This window comes from Devosia alba (genome assembly GCF_039938915.1).
GTDB lineage: Bacteria > Pseudomonadota > Alphaproteobacteria > Rhizobiales > Devosiaceae > Devosia > Devosia alba.
The window spans coordinates 294,402-313,197 of the sequence record NZ_JBDUUI010000001.1 but is presented as its reverse complement, the minus strand read 5'-3'; the positions used below and the strand labels follow the sequence as shown (position 1 = coordinate 313,197).

General features: G+C 61.6%; 17 protein-coding genes. 6 read left to right on the top strand and 11 right to left on the bottom strand.

The window, feature by feature from the left end:
• Positions 1 to 5: 5 nt before the first annotated feature.
• The 6 genes from aat to ABFY71_RS01435 form a co-directional block, all read right to left on the bottom strand.
• On the bottom strand, positions 6 to 638 hold the full coding sequence (gene aat, locus ABFY71_RS01460; protein ID WP_347944365.1) for a leucyl/phenylalanyl-tRNA--protein transferase: 633 nt from the start codon (positions 636 to 638) through the stop codon (positions 6 to 8).
• A 116-nt stretch (positions 639 to 754) separates the two neighbouring features.
• Positions 755 to 1,294 (bottom strand): M15 family metallopeptidase, encoded by a 540-nt coding sequence (locus tag ABFY71_RS01455; RefSeq protein WP_347944364.1) that lies wholly within the window; start codon positions 1,292 to 1,294, stop codon positions 755 to 757.
• 179 nt (positions 1,295 to 1,473) lie between these two features.
• Entirely contained in the window at positions 1,474 to 2,820 is a 1,347-nt protein-coding gene (gene accC, locus ABFY71_RS01450) for an acetyl-CoA carboxylase biotin carboxylase subunit (protein ID WP_305580504.1), read from the bottom strand.
• A 10-nt stretch (positions 2,821 to 2,830) separates the two neighbouring features.
• Positions 2,831 to 3,322, bottom strand: a complete 492-nt coding sequence (accB, locus tag ABFY71_RS01445; protein ID WP_305580506.1) for an acetyl-CoA carboxylase biotin carboxyl carrier protein — start codon at positions 3,320 to 3,322, stop codon at positions 2,831 to 2,833.
• A gap of 34 nt (positions 3,323 to 3,356) precedes the next feature.
• The gene (gene aroQ, locus ABFY71_RS01440; RefSeq protein WP_347944363.1) at positions 3,357 to 3,794 is read right to left on the bottom strand and encodes a type II 3-dehydroquinate dehydratase; all 438 of its coding nucleotides are present in this window, start codon (positions 3,792 to 3,794) and stop codon (positions 3,357 to 3,359) included.
• 91 nt (positions 3,795 to 3,885) lie between these two features.
• A complete protein-coding gene (locus ABFY71_RS01435; RefSeq protein WP_347944362.1) occupies positions 3,886 to 4,758 on the bottom strand; it encodes a DsbA family protein in 873 nt (290 codons plus the stop codon).
• Between the two features lie 154 nt (positions 4,759 to 4,912).
• Between ABFY71_RS01435 and ABFY71_RS01430 the strand changes: the two genes are divergently transcribed.
• Positions 4,913 to 6,058 (top strand): pyridoxal phosphate-dependent aminotransferase, encoded by a 1,146-nt coding sequence (locus ABFY71_RS01430; RefSeq protein WP_347944361.1) that lies wholly within the window; start codon positions 4,913 to 4,915, stop codon positions 6,056 to 6,058.
• 101 nt (positions 6,059 to 6,159) lie between these two features.
• A complete protein-coding gene (locus ABFY71_RS01425; protein ID WP_305580514.1) occupies positions 6,160 to 6,729 on the top strand; it encodes a hypothetical protein in 570 nt (189 codons plus the stop codon).
• Positions 6,730 to 6,785: 56 nt separating this feature from the next.
• On the opposite strand, the gene ABFY71_RS01420 is transcribed toward ABFY71_RS01425, so the two are convergent.
• The 3 genes from ABFY71_RS01420 to ABFY71_RS01410 form a co-directional block, all read right to left on the bottom strand.
• Complete coding sequence (locus ABFY71_RS01420; protein ID WP_347944360.1) at positions 6,786 to 7,157, bottom strand: VOC family protein; 372 nt, start codon at positions 7,155 to 7,157, stop codon at positions 6,786 to 6,788.
• A gap of 63 nt (positions 7,158 to 7,220) precedes the next feature.
• Positions 7,221 to 7,913 (bottom strand): helix-turn-helix transcriptional regulator, encoded by a 693-nt coding sequence (locus ABFY71_RS01415; protein WP_347944359.1) that lies wholly within the window; start codon positions 7,911 to 7,913, stop codon positions 7,221 to 7,223.
• Between the two features lie 48 nt (positions 7,914 to 7,961).
• Positions 7,962 to 10,661: an Rne/Rng family ribonuclease gene (locus ABFY71_RS01410; RefSeq protein WP_347944358.1), complete on the bottom strand. Its 2,700-nt coding sequence runs from the start codon at positions 10,659 to 10,661 to the stop codon at positions 7,962 to 7,964.
• A 677-nt stretch (positions 10,662 to 11,338) separates the two neighbouring features.
• On the opposite strand from ABFY71_RS01410, the gene ABFY71_RS01405 reads away from it, so the two are divergent.
• From ABFY71_RS01405 to prfB, 4 genes are all read left to right on the top strand, one after another.
• Positions 11,339 to 12,526: an N-acetylmuramoyl-L-alanine amidase gene (locus tag ABFY71_RS01405; RefSeq protein WP_347944357.1), complete on the top strand. Its 1,188-nt coding sequence runs from the start codon at positions 11,339 to 11,341 to the stop codon at positions 12,524 to 12,526.
• Between the two features lie 185 nt (positions 12,527 to 12,711).
• Entirely contained in the window at positions 12,712 to 15,183 is a 2,472-nt protein-coding gene (locus tag ABFY71_RS01400; protein WP_347944356.1) for a penicillin-binding protein 1A, read from the top strand.
• The gene (locus ABFY71_RS01395) at positions 15,184 to 15,678 is read left to right on the top strand and encodes a peptide deformylase (RefSeq protein WP_347944355.1); all 495 of its coding nucleotides are present in this window, start codon (positions 15,184 to 15,186) and stop codon (positions 15,676 to 15,678) included.
• A 57-nt stretch (positions 15,679 to 15,735) separates the two neighbouring features.
• Positions 15,736 to 16,858 (top strand): peptide chain release factor 2 gene (gene prfB / locus ABFY71_RS01390; protein WP_347944354.1). Its coding sequence is split into 2 segments (ribosomal slippage): positions 15,736 to 15,804 and positions 15,806 to 16,858, totalling 1,122 coding nucleotides; the frame shifts between segments, so codons are not numbered across the junction.
• A 4-nt stretch (positions 16,859 to 16,862) separates the two neighbouring features.
• On the opposite strand, the gene ABFY71_RS01385 is transcribed toward prfB, so the two are convergent.
• Both ABFY71_RS01385 and ABFY71_RS01380 read right to left on the bottom strand, forming a co-directional pair.
• A complete protein-coding gene (locus tag ABFY71_RS01385; RefSeq protein WP_347944353.1) occupies positions 16,863 to 18,020 on the bottom strand; it encodes a M23 family metallopeptidase in 1,158 nt (385 codons plus the stop codon).
• Positions 18,021 to 18,087: 67 nt separating this feature from the next.
• A complete protein-coding gene (locus ABFY71_RS01380) occupies positions 18,088 to 18,576 on the bottom strand; it encodes a peroxiredoxin (RefSeq protein WP_347944352.1) in 489 nt (162 codons plus the stop codon).
• Positions 18,577 to 18,796 lie beyond the last annotated feature (220 nt).

Sequence of the window (18,796 nt, the reverse complement as noted above, 5' to 3'; positions counted from 1 at the left end):
CGCAGCTAGACGCGGTCGATGGCGTCCCAATCACCCGGCACCAACAATGCCGCGGCCAGGCGTTCCTCATAGTCTTCGCGCGGGATTTCAATGCCGCCCAGCGATTCGAGATGGTCGGTGAGGAACTGCGTGTCGAGCAGGACGAAGCCACCTGCGTTGAGCCGTGCCACCAGATGAGCCATCGCCATCTTGCTGGCATTGGTGCGGCGGTGGAACATGGATTCCCCGAAGAAGGCGCCGCCAATGGCCAGGCCGTAGAGACCACCAACCAGATCATCGCCATCCCAGACTTCCACGGTGTGGGCAATGCCGCGCTGGAACAACTGGCCATAGACGGCGCGAATGGTGTGGTTGATCCAGGTGGTGTCGCGGTCGGCGCCAACCGTGGCGCAGGCCTCGATGACGGCGGCGAAATCGGTGTCAACCTTGACCACAAAGCCGGATTTTCGGATCGCCTTGCGCAGGCTGGTCGAGAGGCGAAAGCCATCGAGCGGGATGATGCCGCGCAATTCTGGGCTGACCCAGAACAGGTCTTCATCCTCGGCATCCTCGGACATCGGAAAAATGCCGGCCCGGTAGGCGCGTATGATGAGTTCGGGGGTGATGTCTAGGTCGAAGGGATCTTGGCGGCGTGACATGGTGCAACTCCGGAACCACCCGATTTTAGCATTTGACGCCAATCTGGGCCATGCGCGTTTGCGCGCAGGGGACGCAGGGGCGCCTAACGGGTTCCGTCGTCACGCCAGGGCGACCATTATCCGAAGCGATTGTGCATCTCGGCATCGATTTCCGCCAAGGTCATACCCGCACTGATGGGCGAACCGGCGGATCGCATCTGCACGTGCGGCCAGTCCTTGAAACTGTGCCAGAAGCCGCCGGCATCCAGCCCCATGTCTTTGGCAAAGCTCGCATAGATCCGGTAGCCGTTGATGCCGTCGGCTTTCGTGCTGGCGGACCACTCGGCCGAGCCATTCAGGCTCCAGAAGCAGTCGAGAGCTTCGCCCCATTGGTGCCAGCTCAGGCCGGGCAGCGCATTGGTGACATGGGGACCGTGCTGGGGGCCGACGCCATCGAGGACGCTGGCCAGGAAGTTGGCCTTTGCGCTGGCCAATTTCTTGATGGCTGCGGTAATTTCCTGGATGGCGCGCGACTGCCGCCAGAGCTTCGCCTGGGCCTCAAGCGTGCGCAGCCCGTAATAGGGTCGCATGTCCACACCGACTGCAACCAGATTGCCGAGCAGGTCCTCCATCTTGGATCGGAATGCCGGATCAAGGCCGTCCAACGCAATTGCCATATTGTCCCCCCCTACAGGGCCGACCGCATGATGGGCCATGCTGGCGCGGCGCGCAAGATGGACGGTAATGAAACGCCTGCTGGCGGTGTAGTTAGGGATACAACCTATTTCCGGGGAAGCCGCCTGGAGCGATGGGGGGCGGTTGGGCAAAGAAAAGGGGCGCAGTGCGCCCCTTTGCATCAGACCTTGTTATCGTCCAGATATTTTTCCAGCCAGTGAATGTCATAATTGCCCGACAGAATGTCGGGCTCCTTGATCAGGCGCTGGAACAGCGGCAGCGTCGTCTTGATGCCGTCGATGACGAACTCATCAATAGCGCGGCGCAGGCGCTGCAGGCATTCGTCGCGCGTACGGCCATAGACGATCAGCTTGCCGATCAGCGAGTCGTAATAGGGCGGGATCTTGTAGCCCTGATAGACCGCCGAATCGACACGCACGCCAACACCACCGGCAGGGTGGTAGAAGGTGATCGTTCCCGGTGACGGCGCAAAGGTCTGCGGGTCTTCGGCATTGATGCGCACTTCGATGGCATGGCCGACAAACTTCACCTCGTCCTGTGTCATCGACAGCTTCTCGCCTGAGGCGACACGGATCTGTTCATAGACAATGTCGATGCCGGTGATGCGCTCGGTGACGGGATGCTCCACCTGCAGGCGGGTGTTCATCTCGATGAAGTAGAACTTGCCGTTCTCGTAGAGAAATTCGACGGTGCCGGCGCCGGCGTATTTCAGCTTGCGCATGGCAACGGCGCAGATTTCGCCGATTTCGTCGCGTTCCTTGGGGCTGATGGTGGGGCCCCCAGCCTCTTCCCAGACCTTCTGGTTGCGGCGCTGCAGCGAGCAGTCGCGGACGCCCAGATGCACGGCATTGCCCTGGCCGTCACCGAGGATCTGCACCTCGATGTGGCGCGGCTTGCCGAGATATTTTTCCATATAGACCGAGCCATTGCCAAAGGCGGCAGCCGCCTCGGCGCGGGCCGTCGACCAGGCCGTCAGCACGTCCTTTTCCGAATTTGCCAGCTTCATGCCGCGACCACCACCACCAGCGGTTGCCTTGATCAGCACGGGATAGCCAATTTCCTTGGCCATGCGCTTGGCGTCAGCTTCGGTCTCAACGGCGTCGGGTGAACCCGGAACCACCGGAATGCCAAGCTCCACGGCTGTCTTCTTGGCCGTTATCTTGTCGCCCATGATGTCGATATGGTGCGAGGAGGGACCGATGAAGGTCACCTTGTGCTCGGTCAGAATCTTGGCGAAGCGCGCATTCTCGGACAGGAAGCCATAGCCGGGATGCACGGCGTCAGCGCCGGTGATCTCGATGGCGGCCATGATCGAGGGAATGTTGAGATAGCTGTCTTTGGCCGACGGTGGCCCGATGCAGACGCTTTCGTCAGCAAGGCGCACATGCATGGCGTTGGCATCTGCGGTGGAATGTACGGCTACGGTCTGGATGCCGAGTTCCTTGCAGGCACGCAGGATGCGCAGAGCGATTTCGCCGCGATTGGCGATCAGGACCTTCTGGAACATGGGGCTCCCCTTACTCGATGACGACGAGTGGCTCGCCGTATTCGACCGGCTGGGCATCCTCGAACAGGATACGCGTAACGGTGCCCGAGCGATGTGCGGGGATCTGGTTCATCGTTTTCATGGCTTCGATGATCAGCAGGGTCTGGCCTTCACTCACCTTGGAGCCCACGGCAACAAAGGCGGCCTTGCCGGGTTCGGGCGAACTGTAGGCGGTGCCGACCATGGGGGAGGTCAGGGTGCCCGGGTTGGAAGCCAGGTCTTCCGCACTGGCAGGAGCAGCTGCAGCAACCGAGCCGGCTGGCGCAATCGAGGTCGGCGCTGCCGATGGGGCAGGCGCATAGTGCTGCGGCGCAGCGTAGGTCACGCCTTCATTGGGATAAGAGCGGGTGACCCGGACCCGGAAATCCTCCTGCTCGATCTCTATCTCCACGAGATCTTCCTTGTTCAGCAGCTCGGCGATGGCTTGGATCAGGTCCTGATCCACTTGCGATGACTTGGTCATTCTTGTCGGTCTCCCGCGCATTGCGCGTTGATCGTTATTTGAGTTTTTCGGCGAGCGCTATCAGCGCCATTCTATACCCGGTGACCCCGAAGCCGCAAATGACGCCATAGGCGATCGCCGACACATAGGAATGGTGTCGGTATGCTTCGCGCTGGTGAATATTGGTCAGATGCACCTCGGCGACGGGCAAGCCCACCGCCTTGAGCGCATCGGGGATGGCCACCGAGGTGTGGGAATAGGCTGCCGGGTTGATGAGAATCGCGTCGGCGGTGGTGCGAGCCTCCTGAATCCAGGTGACCAGCTCGCCTTCGTGATTGGATTGGCGGAAGTCAATGCTCAGGCCCAGCTCACTGCCGGCCTGCTGGCAAAGTGTTTCGACATCGGCGAGCGTGTCAGCGCCATAGATGCCCGGCTCGCGCGTGCCGAGCAGGTTGAGGTTCGGGCCATTGAGGACGAGAACGCGCTTTACCATGATGTCAGCCTTGTGCACCGGGTGTTCGTATCCAAGCAAGCGCGGTTACACGAAATGCACTGAAAAGCAAAGCACCGGTGAATGAAGATGGTCAGCTATCGCACAGGCTCTGGCCGCAGGCGCGCATATTGGCGATGCGCTCACGCAGTTCTTCAATGCCAATGGCGCCGGGGATCACCTCATTGCCGATGATGTAGGTCGGCGTGCCGGTGATGTTGAGCGCCTTGGCAATTTCATAGGAGGTCTGGATGGTCTTGGAGACGCTGTCTTTGCCCATGTCGAGTTCCAGGCTGACCGGGCTGAGGCCAAGATCGGCCGCGGCCGCCAGAGCGACCTGCTTGTCGACCTTGCCGCGACTGGTGAACAGGGCCTCGTGGAAGCTCCAGTAGTCGGCGTCAGCCTCGCCAACCAGAACAGCGACGCGGGCGGCGTCGATGGATTCGTTGGAGAGGATGGGGAATTCTTTCAGGATGACGCGCAGACCGGGGTCTTCGGCCAGCAGAGTGGCCAGATCGGGCAAGGCCGAGCGGCAATAGCCGCAATTGTAGTCGAAGAATTCCACAAGGGTCACATCGCCATCAGGATTGCCGACCACGATCTGGCCGGGATCGTTGAAAATGGCCTCCTGCATGGAGGCAATCGCAACGGTGGCCTGCTCACGCTCTTCAGCGCGGAGCGTGGAGTCGAGTGCCACCGACATACGCTGAAGAATCTTGGGGTCATTCATCAGGAACGATTCGATCTGCGCGTTGATCGCCTCGGGCGTAATGGCCGCAACATCCTGCGCCGGGGCGGCTGCCACGGCTGCGCTGCGCTTGGTGTCATAGGCACTGATCGCGTCATCGATCATTGCTTGCACGGCCACATTGTCGGTGTGCGGCGCCGGCGGCACCAAGGTGGCATATCCGAGGCCGCCAGCAAGGATGCCTGCGAGAGCGACAAGAGCGATAGTGACGCGTGACATGGGGGCTGGAACTCCGGTCCTGAACAATGCCTGCCTTCTAGCAGAGCTGGAACACAATTAGCAGGGAAGAGTGAACACGAGCTTGGCACTGCCATCAATTGTTGTTGAGAGGCGGGGCGGTTCCCGATAGGCCGGGATATGCCAAGGAGTGACCATGACCGATATTGCTGCCGATGGATTGATGCCGTTCCATGCCATGGAAATCCTCAAGCGGGCCAAGGCCATGGAGGCGAGCGGGCGCAACGTCTGCCATCTCGAATTGGGCGAACCGGCGTCACCACCTGCGCCGCGGGTGCTTGAGGCGGTCCGCGAGGCGTTGCCGCTGGCGCAGGGCTATACCAATGCCAAGGGGCTGGATGAGTTGCGGGCTGGTCTGGTGGGCTATTACCAGGACCAGCATGGGGTGGCTGTGGATGCAGAGGCAATTATTTGTACCACCGGGTCATCCGCTGGTTTCATTCTGGCCTTCCATACCGCATTTCGGCCAGGCGCGCGTATCGCCATTACCCGGCCGGGCTATCCGGCCTATGTCAACACGCTGCTCGGATTGGGGTTCGAGATCGCGGAAATCCCGCTCTCGGTGGGCAATGGCTGGCGCCTGACGGGCGCTGATATTGCCGCCGCCCATGCCAGGGAGCCATTTGCCGGATTGCTGTTTGCCAGCCCGGCCAATCCGACCGGCGCTGCACTGGACCGGGCGGGGTTAACCGACATTGTCGCCACCTGCGAACGGTTGGGCATCGTGTTGATTTCCGATGAGATCTACCACGGGCTGGATTATCGCGCGCCATCGATCAGCGCGCTGGAACTGACGGACAACGCGATCATCATCAACAGCTTTTCGAAATACTATTGCATGACCGGTTGGCGCATAGGCTGGATGGTGCTGCCTGCCAAAATGTTGCGGCGGGCCGAGATTTTGCAGCAGAACCTGTTCATATCGGCGCCGACCCTAAGCCAGATTGCGGCCAGTGTGGCGCTGGGAGAACGCGATTATGCGGAAGCGCGAAAAGCCGAATATGCAACCAATCGGTTACTGCTTGACGCCGGGCTGCGCGAGCTGGGGTTTGATGTTGGTGCGGCTGCGGACGGGGCGTTTTATGCCTATGTCGGGATTTCGAGATTTTCCAATGACTCGATGGCGTTCTGCATGCGGATGCTGGAGCAGGCTGGCGTCGCCATGACCCCAGGCATTGATTTCGATCGGGTCGACGGGCAAGGCTATGTGCGGCTGTCCTATGCCGGCAAGAGTGAAACGGTTCAATTGGCTCTTGAGCGCATGGGCGGCTTGTTGCGTTAGCAGAAGATGAATACCGGTCCGCAGGACGGCGCGCCGGACTAAACAATAATTCACCTGTGATGTGCTAGGCTGGGCGCGCGGTTAGACGAGGAGGTCGAGCCATGGCCACCCAGGTGGCTGATCCAGATGTGCTGGCGCATAGCGTGGCCATCGTGGCTGCCAATAACGAGCGCGATGGCGAGGCGCTGATGCGGCTTGCCGAGCGGCTGCGGTTCGGCGAAGTCATCGCCTACTCGCCGTTGTTGAAGCCTGCCCCATTCGCGCACCGCCTGGTGTTCTTCCTGGTTCATTTCGATTTCCCGCCTACTGACAAGACGCAACTGCTCAATCACCTGCGCCATTCCGGTTCGGTCAGCCTGTGCTACGCCCCCGTGGTCGCCTTCCTGCGTGACGCTTCGGTCGATGAGGTCCGGGCGAGCATTGAAATGGGCTTTGACGACGTCATCAACGTGCCTGCTGAGGGGGCAAGCATCGCCACGCGGCTGGCCGCCCAGATCGGGCGGGAGCACGTGTATATCGAGACGCGGAATTATCTGGGCCCCGATCGATTTCGCATGGACGATCCGGCGCGCGGCCGGGCGGCCGAACCCCATGCGCAGCTGGCCATTTTGCGGACGGTGGAGAACGGCGTAAATATCGTTCGCCGCGAGGAAATCGGCAAGCGCGGTTGAGGGCGGGGTCGACAAACAACTACTGGCGGCGTTTACGCCGCCAGTAGCACCGGCAGTCAGCGCGGTTTTGGCGGGGGGCTGAAAACACGCAGGCGGTGGCCGTCGGGGTCAACAGCCACAAAGGTGAAACCAAAATCCATGGAAGTAGGCGGCTGCAAAATCGTGGCTTTGCCCTGCCAATGCGCGTGGGTGGCACGCACATCGGTTTCACTGGCCTCGCTGAAGGTGATTTCCACCCCACCGGCGGGCAGTGGTGCCGGGTTGATCTCACTGGCGATCCACAGCCCCAGCTTGATGCCATTGGGTAGTACATAGAGTACAAAGCCAGGGGAATTCTCCACCGGCTCAACCCCCAGCAGGGCGGTATAGAACGCCGCGCTGGCTGCGGGGTCAGCGACGGCAAGGATAATGTAGTTGAGGGTGCGCATGGTCATCTCCGTGTTGATGAACCGTAATTAGCGCGTCGGGCTGTCAGTTTTCGGCAGTGGTGATCATGTCGGAGGCGCAATGCCATTATCGGCGCGCCACTGCTTGAGCAGGACCGCGCGCCGCTGCGGGTAGCGCTCGGCGATGGGATGGAGTGCCGTGATGCGATCAATGCGGAAGTGGCGATAGGCCTGACGCATTTCGCACCAGGCGGCGACGATCCGCGCCGCATCGAAAAAGCCGATCATGAACGGCCAGATAGTGCGTTCTGACTCGGTGCCATCGGGTCCGCGATAGGCAATGGCGAGCTTGTGTTCGTGACGAATGGCGAGGCGAATCTGGCTTGCGTCAACGCTGGACGGCGTTGTCACTCCACGGGCCACCAGCAGATTAGTGGCCTCGATACGGTGCCTCAACTCGGCCGGCAGCACGGCGGCAATCTTGGCCAGCGCCTGATTGGCCGATTGGCTGAGGCGGCTATCGTCGGCCTTGGCCGCGACCCAGCGCGAGCCCAGCACGATCGCCTCGATTTCGTCTGCGGAGAACATCAGGGGCGGCAGGGTAAAGCCGGGGCGCAGCACATAACCCAGGCCCGGCTCGCCTGCCACGTCAGCGCCTTGTGCCTGAAGCGTGGCGATGTCGCGATAAAGCGTGCGAATCGAAATGCCCAGCGCACTGGCGAGATCATTGCCGCTCACCGGGGTTGAACGATTGCGGAGCAGTTGCAGCAGGTCGAGCAGGCGAGCGGTCCGTGACATTGGCGCTCCAAAGCAATGAAGGCGGCCCGAGGGCCGCCTTCTGAATATCTAGCCGAGGCCGAGGCGGCGCTGCCACCAGCCGGCTTTCTTCTTGGGCTCGGCCTCTTCGGATTTCTCCGCTTCGGCCTTGGGTGCGCTGGAGGAGACCACGATGCCTTCGGCGGGGAGTTCCTTTTTCACGCGGCGCGTTTTCGGCGCATCGTCCGCGGCCGCCGGTGATGCTTCGCTTGCAGCAGCAGGCTTGGGCGCGGATGCTGTCTGAGCAACGCTGGCGACCGGTGCTGCGGCTTCCGCGGCCGCCTCGGGAGCTTTGGGCTTGCGGGCCCGTGGCTTGCGCTTGGGCTTCTCGTCGGCAGCGTCTTCTGGTGCTGCCTCGGTGGCGGCCTCGACCGGTGCGGCCTCAGCTTTTGCGGCCGGCGCCGTCTCAGGGCCGGCGGGTTCGGTACCAGCTGCCGGCTTGCGGCGGCGGGTTCGCTTGGGCTTTTCTGCCGGCGCCTCGGTAGCATCCTCGGCGATTGGGGCCGGAGCGGCAACCTCGTCCTGGACCAGCAAGGTGTCGGCAATGGCGTCGACCGTGTCGGGTGTCAGCTCGGTGTCGGCAGTAGCGGGGAGTTGTTCGCCACCCTCTTCGCCATCGCGACGGTTGCGACGGCCACCGCGGCGGCCGCGGCGGCGGCGCTTGCGCGTCTCGCCATCGGCGCCTTCATTGTTGGCATGAACGCCGCTCTCGTCGCTGTCTTCACCATCGCCTTCGGCATCAGTGTCGACAGCGGCAGCCGCGTCTTCATCAGCAACCGGTGCGGCTCGCTGCTGAGGCGGACGCTGGCCGTTTTCGTCACCCCGATCGGCACCGCCACGACGACGACGACGGCGACGACGGGTGCGGCCTTCGCCGTCGCTGGCGTCGGCGTTGGAAGCTAGCTTCTCTCCGGCTTCCTCGTCCTCGAGTTCGACCTCGTCAACGATATCATCGTCGCCATCGTCTTCAATGATGGCGCTGTCGACCCGGACATGGTCGGCATTGCGCTGTTCGGCATAGGCGGTGACGCGGACGTCGCCCTTTTCGATGGCGAACTGGTGGCCAGTCATCTTGCCGTCGGCGGTGATGGTGATCGACAGCTGATTGCGGATTTCCAGCGTGGTCAGGGTTTCGCGCTTGAAGTTGAGAATGTAGAGGGCAACCTCGATGGGCACCCGCACATTGATCGACTGGCCGGCGCGGCGCAGTACGTGATCCTCGATGCTGCGCATGATCATCAGCGCGAGCGACTCGACTGAACGCACCAGCCCCGTGCCGTCGCACATCGGGCATTTGTGGGTTGAGCTTTCGACCACGCCAAAGCGGATGCGCTGGCGGCTCATTTCCATCAGCCCGAAATGGCTGATGCGGCCAACCTGGATGCGGGCGCGATCGTCCTTCAGGCAATCCTTGAGCTTGCGCTCGACGGCCCGGTTGGAGCGGTTTTCCGTCATGTCGATGAAATCGATGACGATCAGGCCGGCCAGATCGCGCAGGCGCAGTTGGCGGGCCACCTCATCGGCGGCTTCCAGATTGGTCTGGAGCGCGGTGTCCTCGATATTGTGCTCCTTGGTGGAGCGGCCCGAGTTCACGTCAATCGAAACCAGCGCTTCAGTCGGGTTGATGACGATGTAGCCGCCCGAGGGCAGGGTCACCGTGGGCGAGAACATGGAGTCGAGCTGGGCTTCAATGCCGTACTTGGAAAATAGCGGCTGATCATCCTTGTAGAGCTGCACGTTTTTGGCGTGGCTCGGCATGATCATGCGCATGAAGTCCTTGGCTTCGTTGTAGGCGGCTTCGCCGGCAACAAAAACCTCGTCGATCTCCTTGTTGTAGAGATCGCGAATGGTCCGCTTGATCAGTGAGCCTTCCTCATAGACCAGGCATGGTGCCTGGCTCTTGAGCGTGAGCTCGCGCACGCTTTCCCACAGCCGCATCAGATATTCGAAGTCGCGCTTGACTTCAGCCTTGGTGCGCGAGGCGCCAGCGGTGCGCAGGATGACGCCCATGCCCTGGGGCACTTCAAGATCGGAGGTGATCTCCTTGAGACGCTTGCGGTCGGCAGCATTGGTGATTTTGCGCGAAATGCCGCCGCCACGGGCGGTATTGGGCATCAGTACGGAATAGCGGCCGGCCAGCGACAGATAGGTGGTCAGAGCCGCGCCCTTATTGCCGCGCTCTTCCTTGACCACCTGCACCAGCATGACCTGGCGGCGCTTGATGACTTCCTGGATCTTGTAGTGCTTGCGCGACTGGCTCTGGCGGCGACGCTCAGGCACTTCCTCGAGTGCGTCCGCGCCACCGATCGATTCGACGGGCTCGGAATTGGCTGGCGCCTGCTCGATGTTGCTGTGGTCTTCAGTGTCCTGTGGATCAGCGTCCGCGTCAGGTTCGTTCACGCCCTCGGGCAGCGAAATATCGTCGTTGTCCTCGGCGTGCTCTTCTTCCTCGTCGCGCAACAGCGCTTCGCGGTCGGCAATCGGGATCTGGTAATAGTCGGGGTGAATTTCGCTGAAAGCCAGAAAGCCGTGGCGGTTGCCGCCATATTCGACAAACGCGGCCTGCAGGGACGGCTCAACGCGCGTCACCTTGGCGAGATAGATATTACCCCGCAACTGGCGGCGGGTCGCCGATTCAAAGTCGAATTCCTCGAGCCGGTTACCTGCAGTAACGACGATCCGTGTTTCTTCCGGGTGGATGGCATCCACCAGCATTCTTTTGGTAGCCATAATGAACTCCGCGCGCTCGCGCGCCGACAAGAGGGTGCCGGAGAACCGGGATCCTTCTGGTAGCGCAGTGCGAGGCGAATGGTTTGGGGGGTGGTGCGCGCAGAAGCTCTGCCTGGTGCGCGCCAGTATGAATGGTCATGGCCGAAAGTTGCAGCGTGGCAAAGCGGCAATCGTCTTGTTCGATCGCGTCGCGTGTTGTCCGCCTGCGGGCCATCTGACCTCTTCCTATTGGGTTGCCTGCATCCGAGGATGGCCGACAACCGTCCGGCCCTGATGGGGCCGAAATTCGTATAAAAGCGCAAGAAATGCCGCATCCAAACCAGGATCAGGAGGGGTCTCTTCGCCTCTTGTCCCGATCACTTCCCGTTCCGTCATTGTTAGCTTGAAGCCACAAAAACGAGTGTACCGAGAAGCTTGCGCTTCATCCTTAGCGTGTAGGGATGTCGCGGCCAAATGGCAACAGGAAACTCCACAGGCCAGCATTGCCGGCAAATTTGGGCGCATTGTCGTCGCCATGTTGGCCAGATCGGCAAATCATCGCATAAGTGCGGCAGCTGCCGTCGAATCGCCTGAAATGGGTGAAATGGGCGACGCTGACGAGTGAGGGGTCCGATCTGCGCGTGTTCAAACCTGTTCGCACATTGTTGTTACCGCTGCTGATCTGTCTGGCGTCGCTGATGACCGGGGCGACTGGGCAAGACGCTGCAGCGCCCGAAGTGGCGCCCATCGGCCTGCCCAATGTGATGGATGCGCGGGTGACGCAAACCCGGGACCGGGCGCGGCTGGTAATCGATCTCGCCGACAAGACAGAATTCGCCCTGGTGTCGCTGAGCGAACCGGACCGGCTGGCAATTGATGTGCGCGCCGCCACCTCCACCGTGCCAGAACCCAATGTCGAGGTCACCGATGAAGGGGTGATTGCCCAGTACCAGTTGGAACAGGCTGGCCCTGACCGGGTGCGGACCACGCTGATGCTGTCCGCGCCGGCACAGGTGCAACAGGCCTATGTGCTGGCGGCGTTCGAGGATCAGCCGGCGCGTCTGGTGGTCGATATCATTCCGGCCACTGCCGAAGAATTTGCGGCCAATGTGGCCAAGGATTTTGAAGCGTCGGGGGCAGCGGTACCGGTGGCGGACGCCTCGACTCCGGCGGGCGGCTCCGAACTGCCGATTGCGACACGGCCCCTCGTGGTGATCGATCCGGGCCATGGCGGTATCGATAGCGGCGCCGAAGCCCCCGGTGGCATCAAGGAAAAGGACATTGTGCTGGCCTTCGCCCTCAAGCTGCAGCAATTGCTGATCGCTTCGGGACGGTTCGACGTGGCATTGACGCGCGAAGACGACAGCTATTTGCGGCTGGAAGAGCGCGTGGCATTGGCCCGGGCCAACAAGGCCGACATTTTCCTTTCCATCCATGCTGACAGCTTCCAGCAGCCCGAAATTCGTGGCGCCAGCGTCTATACGCGCGATGAGAATGCCACCGATGTGCTGGACAAGGTGCTGGCGGATTCCGAGAACAAGAGCGACGTGATTGCCGGCTTTGCGATGCCGCGAATGGCGCCCGAGGTGGTCGATATCCTGCTTGATCTGATGCGCCGTGAAATGCGGCATCAGTCCTACACGCTGGCGCGTTCCATCGTGCATCAGCTCGAACCGAGTGTGGCGCTGCGGCGGTTTCCGGTGCGTCAGGCCGATTTCTTTGTGTTGCAGGCCCCCGATGTGCCGTCCGTTCTGGTGGAGCTGGGCTTTTTGTCCAATGCGGACGATATGGCCAATCTGCTGCAGGGCGACTGGCAGGGGCGGACCGCCGATGCTTTGGCGCGCGGGATATCAACCTATTTTGATGGCCTGGGAGCTGACGAGTGATGTGACAAATCGGTCACCGCCGCCGGCAAGCGGTGCCGTGGCGGAAAGCTAGCGGGCTTTTGATCCACTTTGCGACGCGTCTCTGCTATGATTCTGCCAACGAAACCGGTGCCCCGCGGGCGGCACTGCATTGACCATCAAGCGTCCCTGGCTTTACGAGGCAGCGCTGCGGAGAGATTGAATAGATGCTGCGCTTGATCGGCTGGCTGTTCGGCTTTGGTATGTTTATGGCCCTGCTGGCTGTGGGCGCCGGTGCCTATTATCTCACGTCGGTGTCCTCCCAGTTGCCCGACTACACGGTGCTCAAGGACTACCAACCGCCTGTTACCACGCGCGTGCATGCCGCTGACGGGACGCTGCTGGCCGAGTTTGCCCGCGAACGGCGGCTGTTTCAGCCGATCGAGACGGTGCCGCCCTTGCTGATCGAGGCATTCCTGTCAGCAGAAGACAAGGATTTCTATGGTCATGGCGGTATCGCCATTGATGGGGTGTTCCGTGCGGCGCGCGACAATCTGATGGCGCGGCTGGATGGCAATAATGCCATTCAGGGCGGCGGCTCCTCGATTACCCAGCAGGTGGCCAAGAACTTCCTGCTCACAGCCGACCAGACCTGGGACCGCAAGCTCCAGGAAGCGCTGCTGGCGATCCGTATTGAATCCACGTTTTCCAAGGACCGTATCCTTGAGCTCTATCTCAATGAGATCTTTCTCGGGCTGAACTCGTACGGTGTCGCGGCGGCGGCGCTGAACTATTTCGACAAGGCGCTATATCAGCTGACGCTGAGTGAAGCGGCCTATGTCGCGGCGCTGCCCAAGGGGCCCAACAACTACCATCCTTTCCGCCGGCCGCAGGCGGCCATTGAGCGGCGCAACTGGGTTATCGATCGCATGATCGAGAATGGCTATGTCACAGCGGAGCAGGGCGCTTCGGCCAAGGCAGAGCCACTCAACGTTATTCCACGCTCGGGTGGCAGCCAGCTCTATTCCGCCGAATATTTCACCGAGGAAGTGCGGCGTGAACTGGCCACGCTCTATGGCGAAGATCAGTTGTATGGCGGCGGGCTGTCGGTGCGCACGACCCTGGAGCCCAAACTGCAGGAATATGCCCGGCGGGCGTTGATGGACGGGTTGATTGCCTATGATCACGGCAAGGGTTTTCGCGAGCCGGTAGCCAGTATCGCGCTGGGCCCCGATTGGGGCGTTGATGTCAGCAAGATCATACCGCTGAACGACGTGCCCGAGTGGCAGTTGGCGGTCGTGCTGGAACTGGGCAACAATTCGGCCCGTATCGGCTTGCGGCCGGACGGGGCGACCGGCGGCGGACTATCTGATGAGCGCCTCGAAGGCACGCTGGATGGGCCGGATATCAAGTGGGTTTCCAAACCCGTGCAGGATTTTCTTAAAGTGGGCGATGTGGTGTACGTGTCGCCCGTTGCCGACAAGACTGGGTTTTATACGCTGGAACAGGTGCCCGAAATCGAGGGCGCGCTGGTGGCTATGGACCCGCGTACTGGCCGCGTGCTGGCCATGGTCGGCGGCTTCTCTTATGCGCAGAGTGAATTCAACCGGGCGACACAAGCGCTGCGCCAGCCCGGCTCGTCATTCAAGCCCATCGTCTATGCAGCGGCGCTGGACAATGGCTATACGCCCGCTTCGGTGGTGCTGGATGCGCCGGTTGAAATCCGCAATTACGATGGTTCGATCTGGCGGCCGGAAAACTACGCGCAGGAGTTTTATGGTCCGCAGACCCTGCGGCGCGGCATTGAGCGTAGCCGGAACGTCATGACCGTTCGGCTGGCCCGCGATATCGGCATGCCGCTGGTTGCCGAATATGCGCGGCTGTTCGGTGTCTATGACACCATGCAGCCGGTGTTGGCGATGGCCCTGGGGGCCGGCGAAACCACGGATATGCGGATGACTGCGGCCTATGCCACCATTGCCAATGGCGGCCGCAAGATCGTGCCAACCCTGATCGACCGGGTGCAGGACCGCTACGGCGCCACGGTGTACAAGCATGACCAGCGACTGTGTCAGGAGTGTCAGGCAGAAGACTGGCATGGGCAGGGTGAGCCGGTGATCGTGGACAATCGCGAGCAGGTGCTCGATCCGATGACGGCGTATCAGATCACCTCAATGCTCGAAGGCGTGGTGCAGCGCGGGACCGGCACGGCGGCCAAGGCGTTGAACCGTCCCGTGGCCGGCAAGACCGGCACCACCAATGATTACAAGGACGCCTGGTTTGTCGGCTTTACGCCCGAATTGGCGGTGGGCGTTTATGTTGGTTATGACCAGCCGCGCTCAATGGGGCGTTCGGTGACGGGTGGAACCTTTGCGGTGCCGATTTTTACCGAGTTCATGGCCAAGGCGCTGGCGGGCAAGCCCGCAACGCAGTTCAACGTGCCCCCAGGGATGAGCACGGCCTGGATCAACCCGAATTCGGGGGTAAAGGCATTTGACGGCGAGGGCGGCATCGCAGAAGCCTTCAAACCCGGCACGGGCCCCAATCTGATGACGTCGGTGATCGGGCTCGACGTCAACACGTTGGACGCCATTCAGCGCCAGCAGCAGATGCAGCAGCAATATAGCGGCGGGATCACCCAGCCCGGCGGCAACGGCCAGTATCTGGATCCCAATCTCGGGCGCGGCGGCTTGTTCTAGGTGACCGATTTCGTGGTCTTTCCCAATCCGGTGTTGCAGCAGGCGGCGCAACCGCGTCCGGTGGATGCTGCGATGCTGGCGGTCGGCGAGACGTTGCGGGCGGCGGCAGCCGGGGTTGAGGCCTTTGGGCTGGCGGCAGCCCATATCGGCCGGGTTGAGCCGCTGGTGGTGATCAGCCTGTCCGGGCCGGGTGAGGCGCGTGATTATCGCCTGCTGTTCAACCCGACGGTGCAGACCAAGTCCGAAGAATCGGCGTTTGGCCCTGAGGGATCGATGTCGATGCCGGGTATTGAGGTGCCGATCGAGCGAGCAATAAGGGTCGAGATTGGCTTCGACACGGCGGCGGGCGCGCGGGAGTTACTGCGGCTGGAGGGCTTTGCCGCGCGCGTGGCTCAACATGAGATCGATCAGGTGAACGGCGTGTTTTTTCTCAATCGGCTGTCTCGCCTGAAACGCGATACGGCAATCCGAAAATTCTCCAAGAGCCAACGCTAGGTTGCTCGGAGGCGGCGCGTCAGCTAAACGGAGCGCCGCGAATAAAGGAATTGCACCATGCGTACGGAAATTGAAAAGACCGTCGCCGAAATCGAGCAGGTTTTGACCTTGCTGAGGAGGCATCTTTGACTGGGATACTGCAGAACTCCGCCTCGACGCGCTGACCGCGCAGACTGAATCCCCCGAATTCTGGAATGATCCGGAAAAGGCCCGTACCACCATGCGCGAGCGCGATGAGCTCGACGTGGCGGTCAAATCCGTGCGCGAACTGGAAGCGGGCATCCGCGACAATGTTGAATTGATCGCCCTAGGTGAGGCCGAGGCCGATAGCGCCGTGGTCAAGGAAGCCGAAGACGCACTGCTTGAGCTCAAGCAGTTGGCGCGGCGTCGCCAGATCGAAACGCTGCTGTCGGGCGAAGTCGACGCCAATGACTGCTATGTCGAAATCCACTCGGGCGCCGGAGGCACCGAAAGCCAGGACTGGGCCAACATGCTGTTGCGCATGTATACCCGTTGGGCGGAACGGCGGAAGATGAAGGTCGAAATCATCGAAATGCACGATGGTGAAGAGGCCGGCATCAAGTCGGCAACGATCGTCATCAAGGGCCACAATGCCTATGGCTGGATGAAGACCGAGAGCGGTGTGCACCGGTTGGTGCGCATCAGCCCCTATGATTCGGCGGCGCGGCGGCACACCAGCTTTTCGAGCGTCTGGGTCTATCCGGTGGTCGATGATACCATTGATATCGACATTCGCGAAGCCGATCTGAAGGTGGACACCTATCGCGCCTCAGGTGCGGGTGGACAGCACGTCAATACCACCGACTCGGCGATCCGCATCACCCATATCCCGTCCGGGATCATCGTGGCCTGTCAGCAGGAGCGTAGCCAGCACAAGAACCGGGCTACCGCGATGGCGATGCTGAAGTCGCGCCTATACGAGGCCGAGCTGCAGAAGCGCGAAGAAGAAGCGAATGCGCAATCGGCCAGCAAGACGGACATCGGCTGGGGCCACCAGATCCGCAGCTATGTGCTGCAGCCCTATCAGATGGTCAAGGATCTGCGCACCAGCGTCGAAAGTGGCCAGCCCTCGCTGGTCCTCGATGGCGATCTGGATGCGTTCATGGAAGCGGCCCTGGCGCAGCGTGTCGGCGTTGCGACCGATGTGGAGAGCCAATAGCGGGCTAGATCAGCGCCTGCAGGCGCCGTCCGGCATCAAGGAAGGCCTTGGGATTGATCGCATTGTCGCCCTTGCGCACTTCAAAATGCAGATGGGGGCCAGTAGAGCGCCCTGTCGATCCGACCTTGGCGATGGGGGTGCCGGTGTTGACGCGCTGACCCTGCTCGCTGAGGAAACCGGAGAGGTGGGCATAGCGGGTGACGAGGCCGTCATCATGGGTGACTTCGACCATTTTGCCATAGCCTGAGCTGGTGCCGACGAAGGTGACAATGCCTCTGCCGGCGCTGAAGACACTGGTGCCCGACGCAGCGGCAAAATCGAGCCCCGAGTGGAAGGCGCGGCCGCCAGTAAAGGGATCGGTTCGATTGCCAAACCCGGAACTGCGGCGGAAATCGCCCGCAATGGGCATGTGCACCGGTGCGCCTTCAATGCTGTCGCGCGCCGCCTTGTAGCGCAGCAGGGCTTCCATGACCGCATTGGCATCGTCAACCATGAGCGAGCTGTCGCTATCGCCAATCGGGGCCAGCAACGGTCCACCCATACCGCTTTCGGCGGTCGGCAGATCCACCACAATGCCCAGACCGCTCAGTTCGGCAACGATGCTGTCGGTGCGGGCGACGGCAGTCTCGGCGATCGAGGTCATAGCAAACTGGGTTTCGTCCATCATTTGGGAGACGGCGGCGGCAGTCGCATCAATATCGGGATTGCCGCTGGCCGTGGGGGCAACAGCATAAGCCAGCGCGGCGCTGGATTCGGTCGACTGCGACAGTGCTGCGGCCTTGATGCCGAGTTCACCGGCCTTGTCCACCAGTACGCGGACCAGTTGATGCTGCTCCAGCAACACGTCCTGTTGCTGGGCCAGTTCCTGCAGCTGCAAATTGATGTCACCGGTCTGTGCATAACTGCGCGAGTGCAGGCGATCGACTTCGACGCGCAACTGGGTGATGCGGTCTTCATAGGCCTGCACGACCTGCTCGGTCTGCTGATTGAGCAGGCGGGCAATGTCGGGGGAGAGTAGAAAGGCGGTGCCCAGCAGGCCGTTGCCACCCAGCAACAGCGTGAACATGACATAGAACAGGGCCGGATGGATGCCGTGCCGTGCTGGCCTGGTTGCTGGGTTGCGACTCCTGTCGGTCCGCCCGAAACTGGCTAGTTTGTGCACGCTGCCGCTTCCCCTGTCGCGCCTTAAATATGGTGAGCGGAGTATGACGTCGGGTGGTTAATAAAGCTTATGTCAGCGGCACTTGGCGCAAATGGGCCTGTAGTGCCTGCAGCACGGATTGGGCGTGACCGCGAATGCGCGTGGCCCGGACGATGGCGACGATGGTGCCGTCGGCGGCGATGATGAAGCTGGTACGGACCAGTCCCATGAACTCACGGCCGTAGAGTTTTTTGGGCTGCCACAGCCCGAAGGCGGTAATGGCGCGGTGCTCGGGATCGGCCGCGAGCGGCACCGCGAGATCGTATTTTGCACGGAATTTCAGGTGCTTGGCGATGCCGTCGGGCGAGATGCCAACCAGGCGGGCACCAAGCGCAGCAAATTGGGCGGCACGTTCGGAGAATTCCCGGTTCTCGTCAGTGCAGCCAGCGGTTCCGTCGGCCGGGTAGAAATACAGCACCACGGGATGACCCCGTTGGGCGGCCAGGTGGAAGAGGGTGCCATCGTCGAGGGGCAGGGTGAAGTCGGGCGCGATGTCGCCCGGTTGCAGCTCGGTCATGGATAGGTTCCTTCCAGGCGCTGGGCGCAAAAATATGGTGTCGGTGCCGTATTCCAGCCGGTATCATGACGCAAGAGAGCGCAGTTGCGCTGATTCCTTTGGGCGCCAGAAGATTTCGGCCGAGCCTCGTTCTGGAAGCAAGTGAGCGCGTCAACCTTACCACCCGACACTCCCGCCCCCACTGCTGCTGGACGCAAGCGGCATCCGGCCCGACATGGGG

Excerpts from the sequence above, each read along its gene's own strand:
- ABFY71_RS01415 (WP_347944359.1), bottom strand. The coding sequence starts at position 7,913 with ATGTCACGGACCGCTCGCCTGCTCGACCTGCTGCAACTGCTCCGCAAT.
- ABFY71_RS01405 (WP_347944357.1), top strand. The coding sequence starts at position 11,339 with ATGACCGGGGCGACTGGGCAAGACGCTGCAGCGCCCGAAGTGGCGCCC.
- ABFY71_RS01400 (WP_347944356.1), top strand. The coding sequence starts at position 12,712 with ATGCTGCGCTTGATCGGCTGGCTGTTCGGCTTTGGTATGTTTATGGCC.
- ABFY71_RS01420 (WP_347944360.1), bottom strand. The coding sequence starts at position 7,157 with ATGCGCACCCTCAACTACATTATCCTTGCCGTCGCTGACCCCGCAGCC.
- ABFY71_RS01425 (WP_305580514.1), top strand. The coding sequence starts at position 6,160 with ATGGCCACCCAGGTGGCTGATCCAGATGTGCTGGCGCATAGCGTGGCC.
- ABFY71_RS01455 (WP_347944364.1), bottom strand. The coding sequence starts at position 1,294 with ATGGCAATTGCGTTGGACGGCCTTGATCCGGCATTCCGATCCAAGATG.
- ABFY71_RS01410 (WP_347944358.1), bottom strand. The coding sequence starts at position 10,661 with ATGGCTACCAAAAGAATGCTGGTGGATGCCATCCACCCGGAAGAAACA.
- ABFY71_RS01430 (WP_347944361.1), top strand. The coding sequence starts at position 4,913 with ATGACCGATATTGCTGCCGATGGATTGATGCCGTTCCATGCCATGGAA.
- accB (WP_305580506.1), bottom strand. The coding sequence starts at position 3,322 with ATGACCAAGTCATCGCAAGTGGATCAGGACCTGATCCAAGCCATCGCC.
- ABFY71_RS01435 (WP_347944362.1), bottom strand. The coding sequence starts at position 4,758 with ATGTCACGCGTCACTATCGCTCTTGTCGCTCTCGCAGGCATCCTTGCT.
- aat (WP_347944365.1), bottom strand. The coding sequence starts at position 638 with ATGTCACGCCGCCAAGATCCCTTCGACCTAGACATCACCCCCGAACTC.
- ABFY71_RS01380 (WP_347944352.1), bottom strand. The coding sequence starts at position 18,576 with ATGACCGAGCTGCAACCGGGCGACATCGCGCCCGACTTCACCCTGCCC.
- accC (WP_305580504.1), bottom strand. The coding sequence starts at position 2,820 with ATGTTCCAGAAGGTCCTGATCGCCAATCGCGGCGAAATCGCTCTGCGC.
- aroQ (WP_347944363.1), bottom strand. The coding sequence starts at position 3,794 with ATGGTAAAGCGCGTTCTCGTCCTCAATGGCCCGAACCTCAACCTGCTC.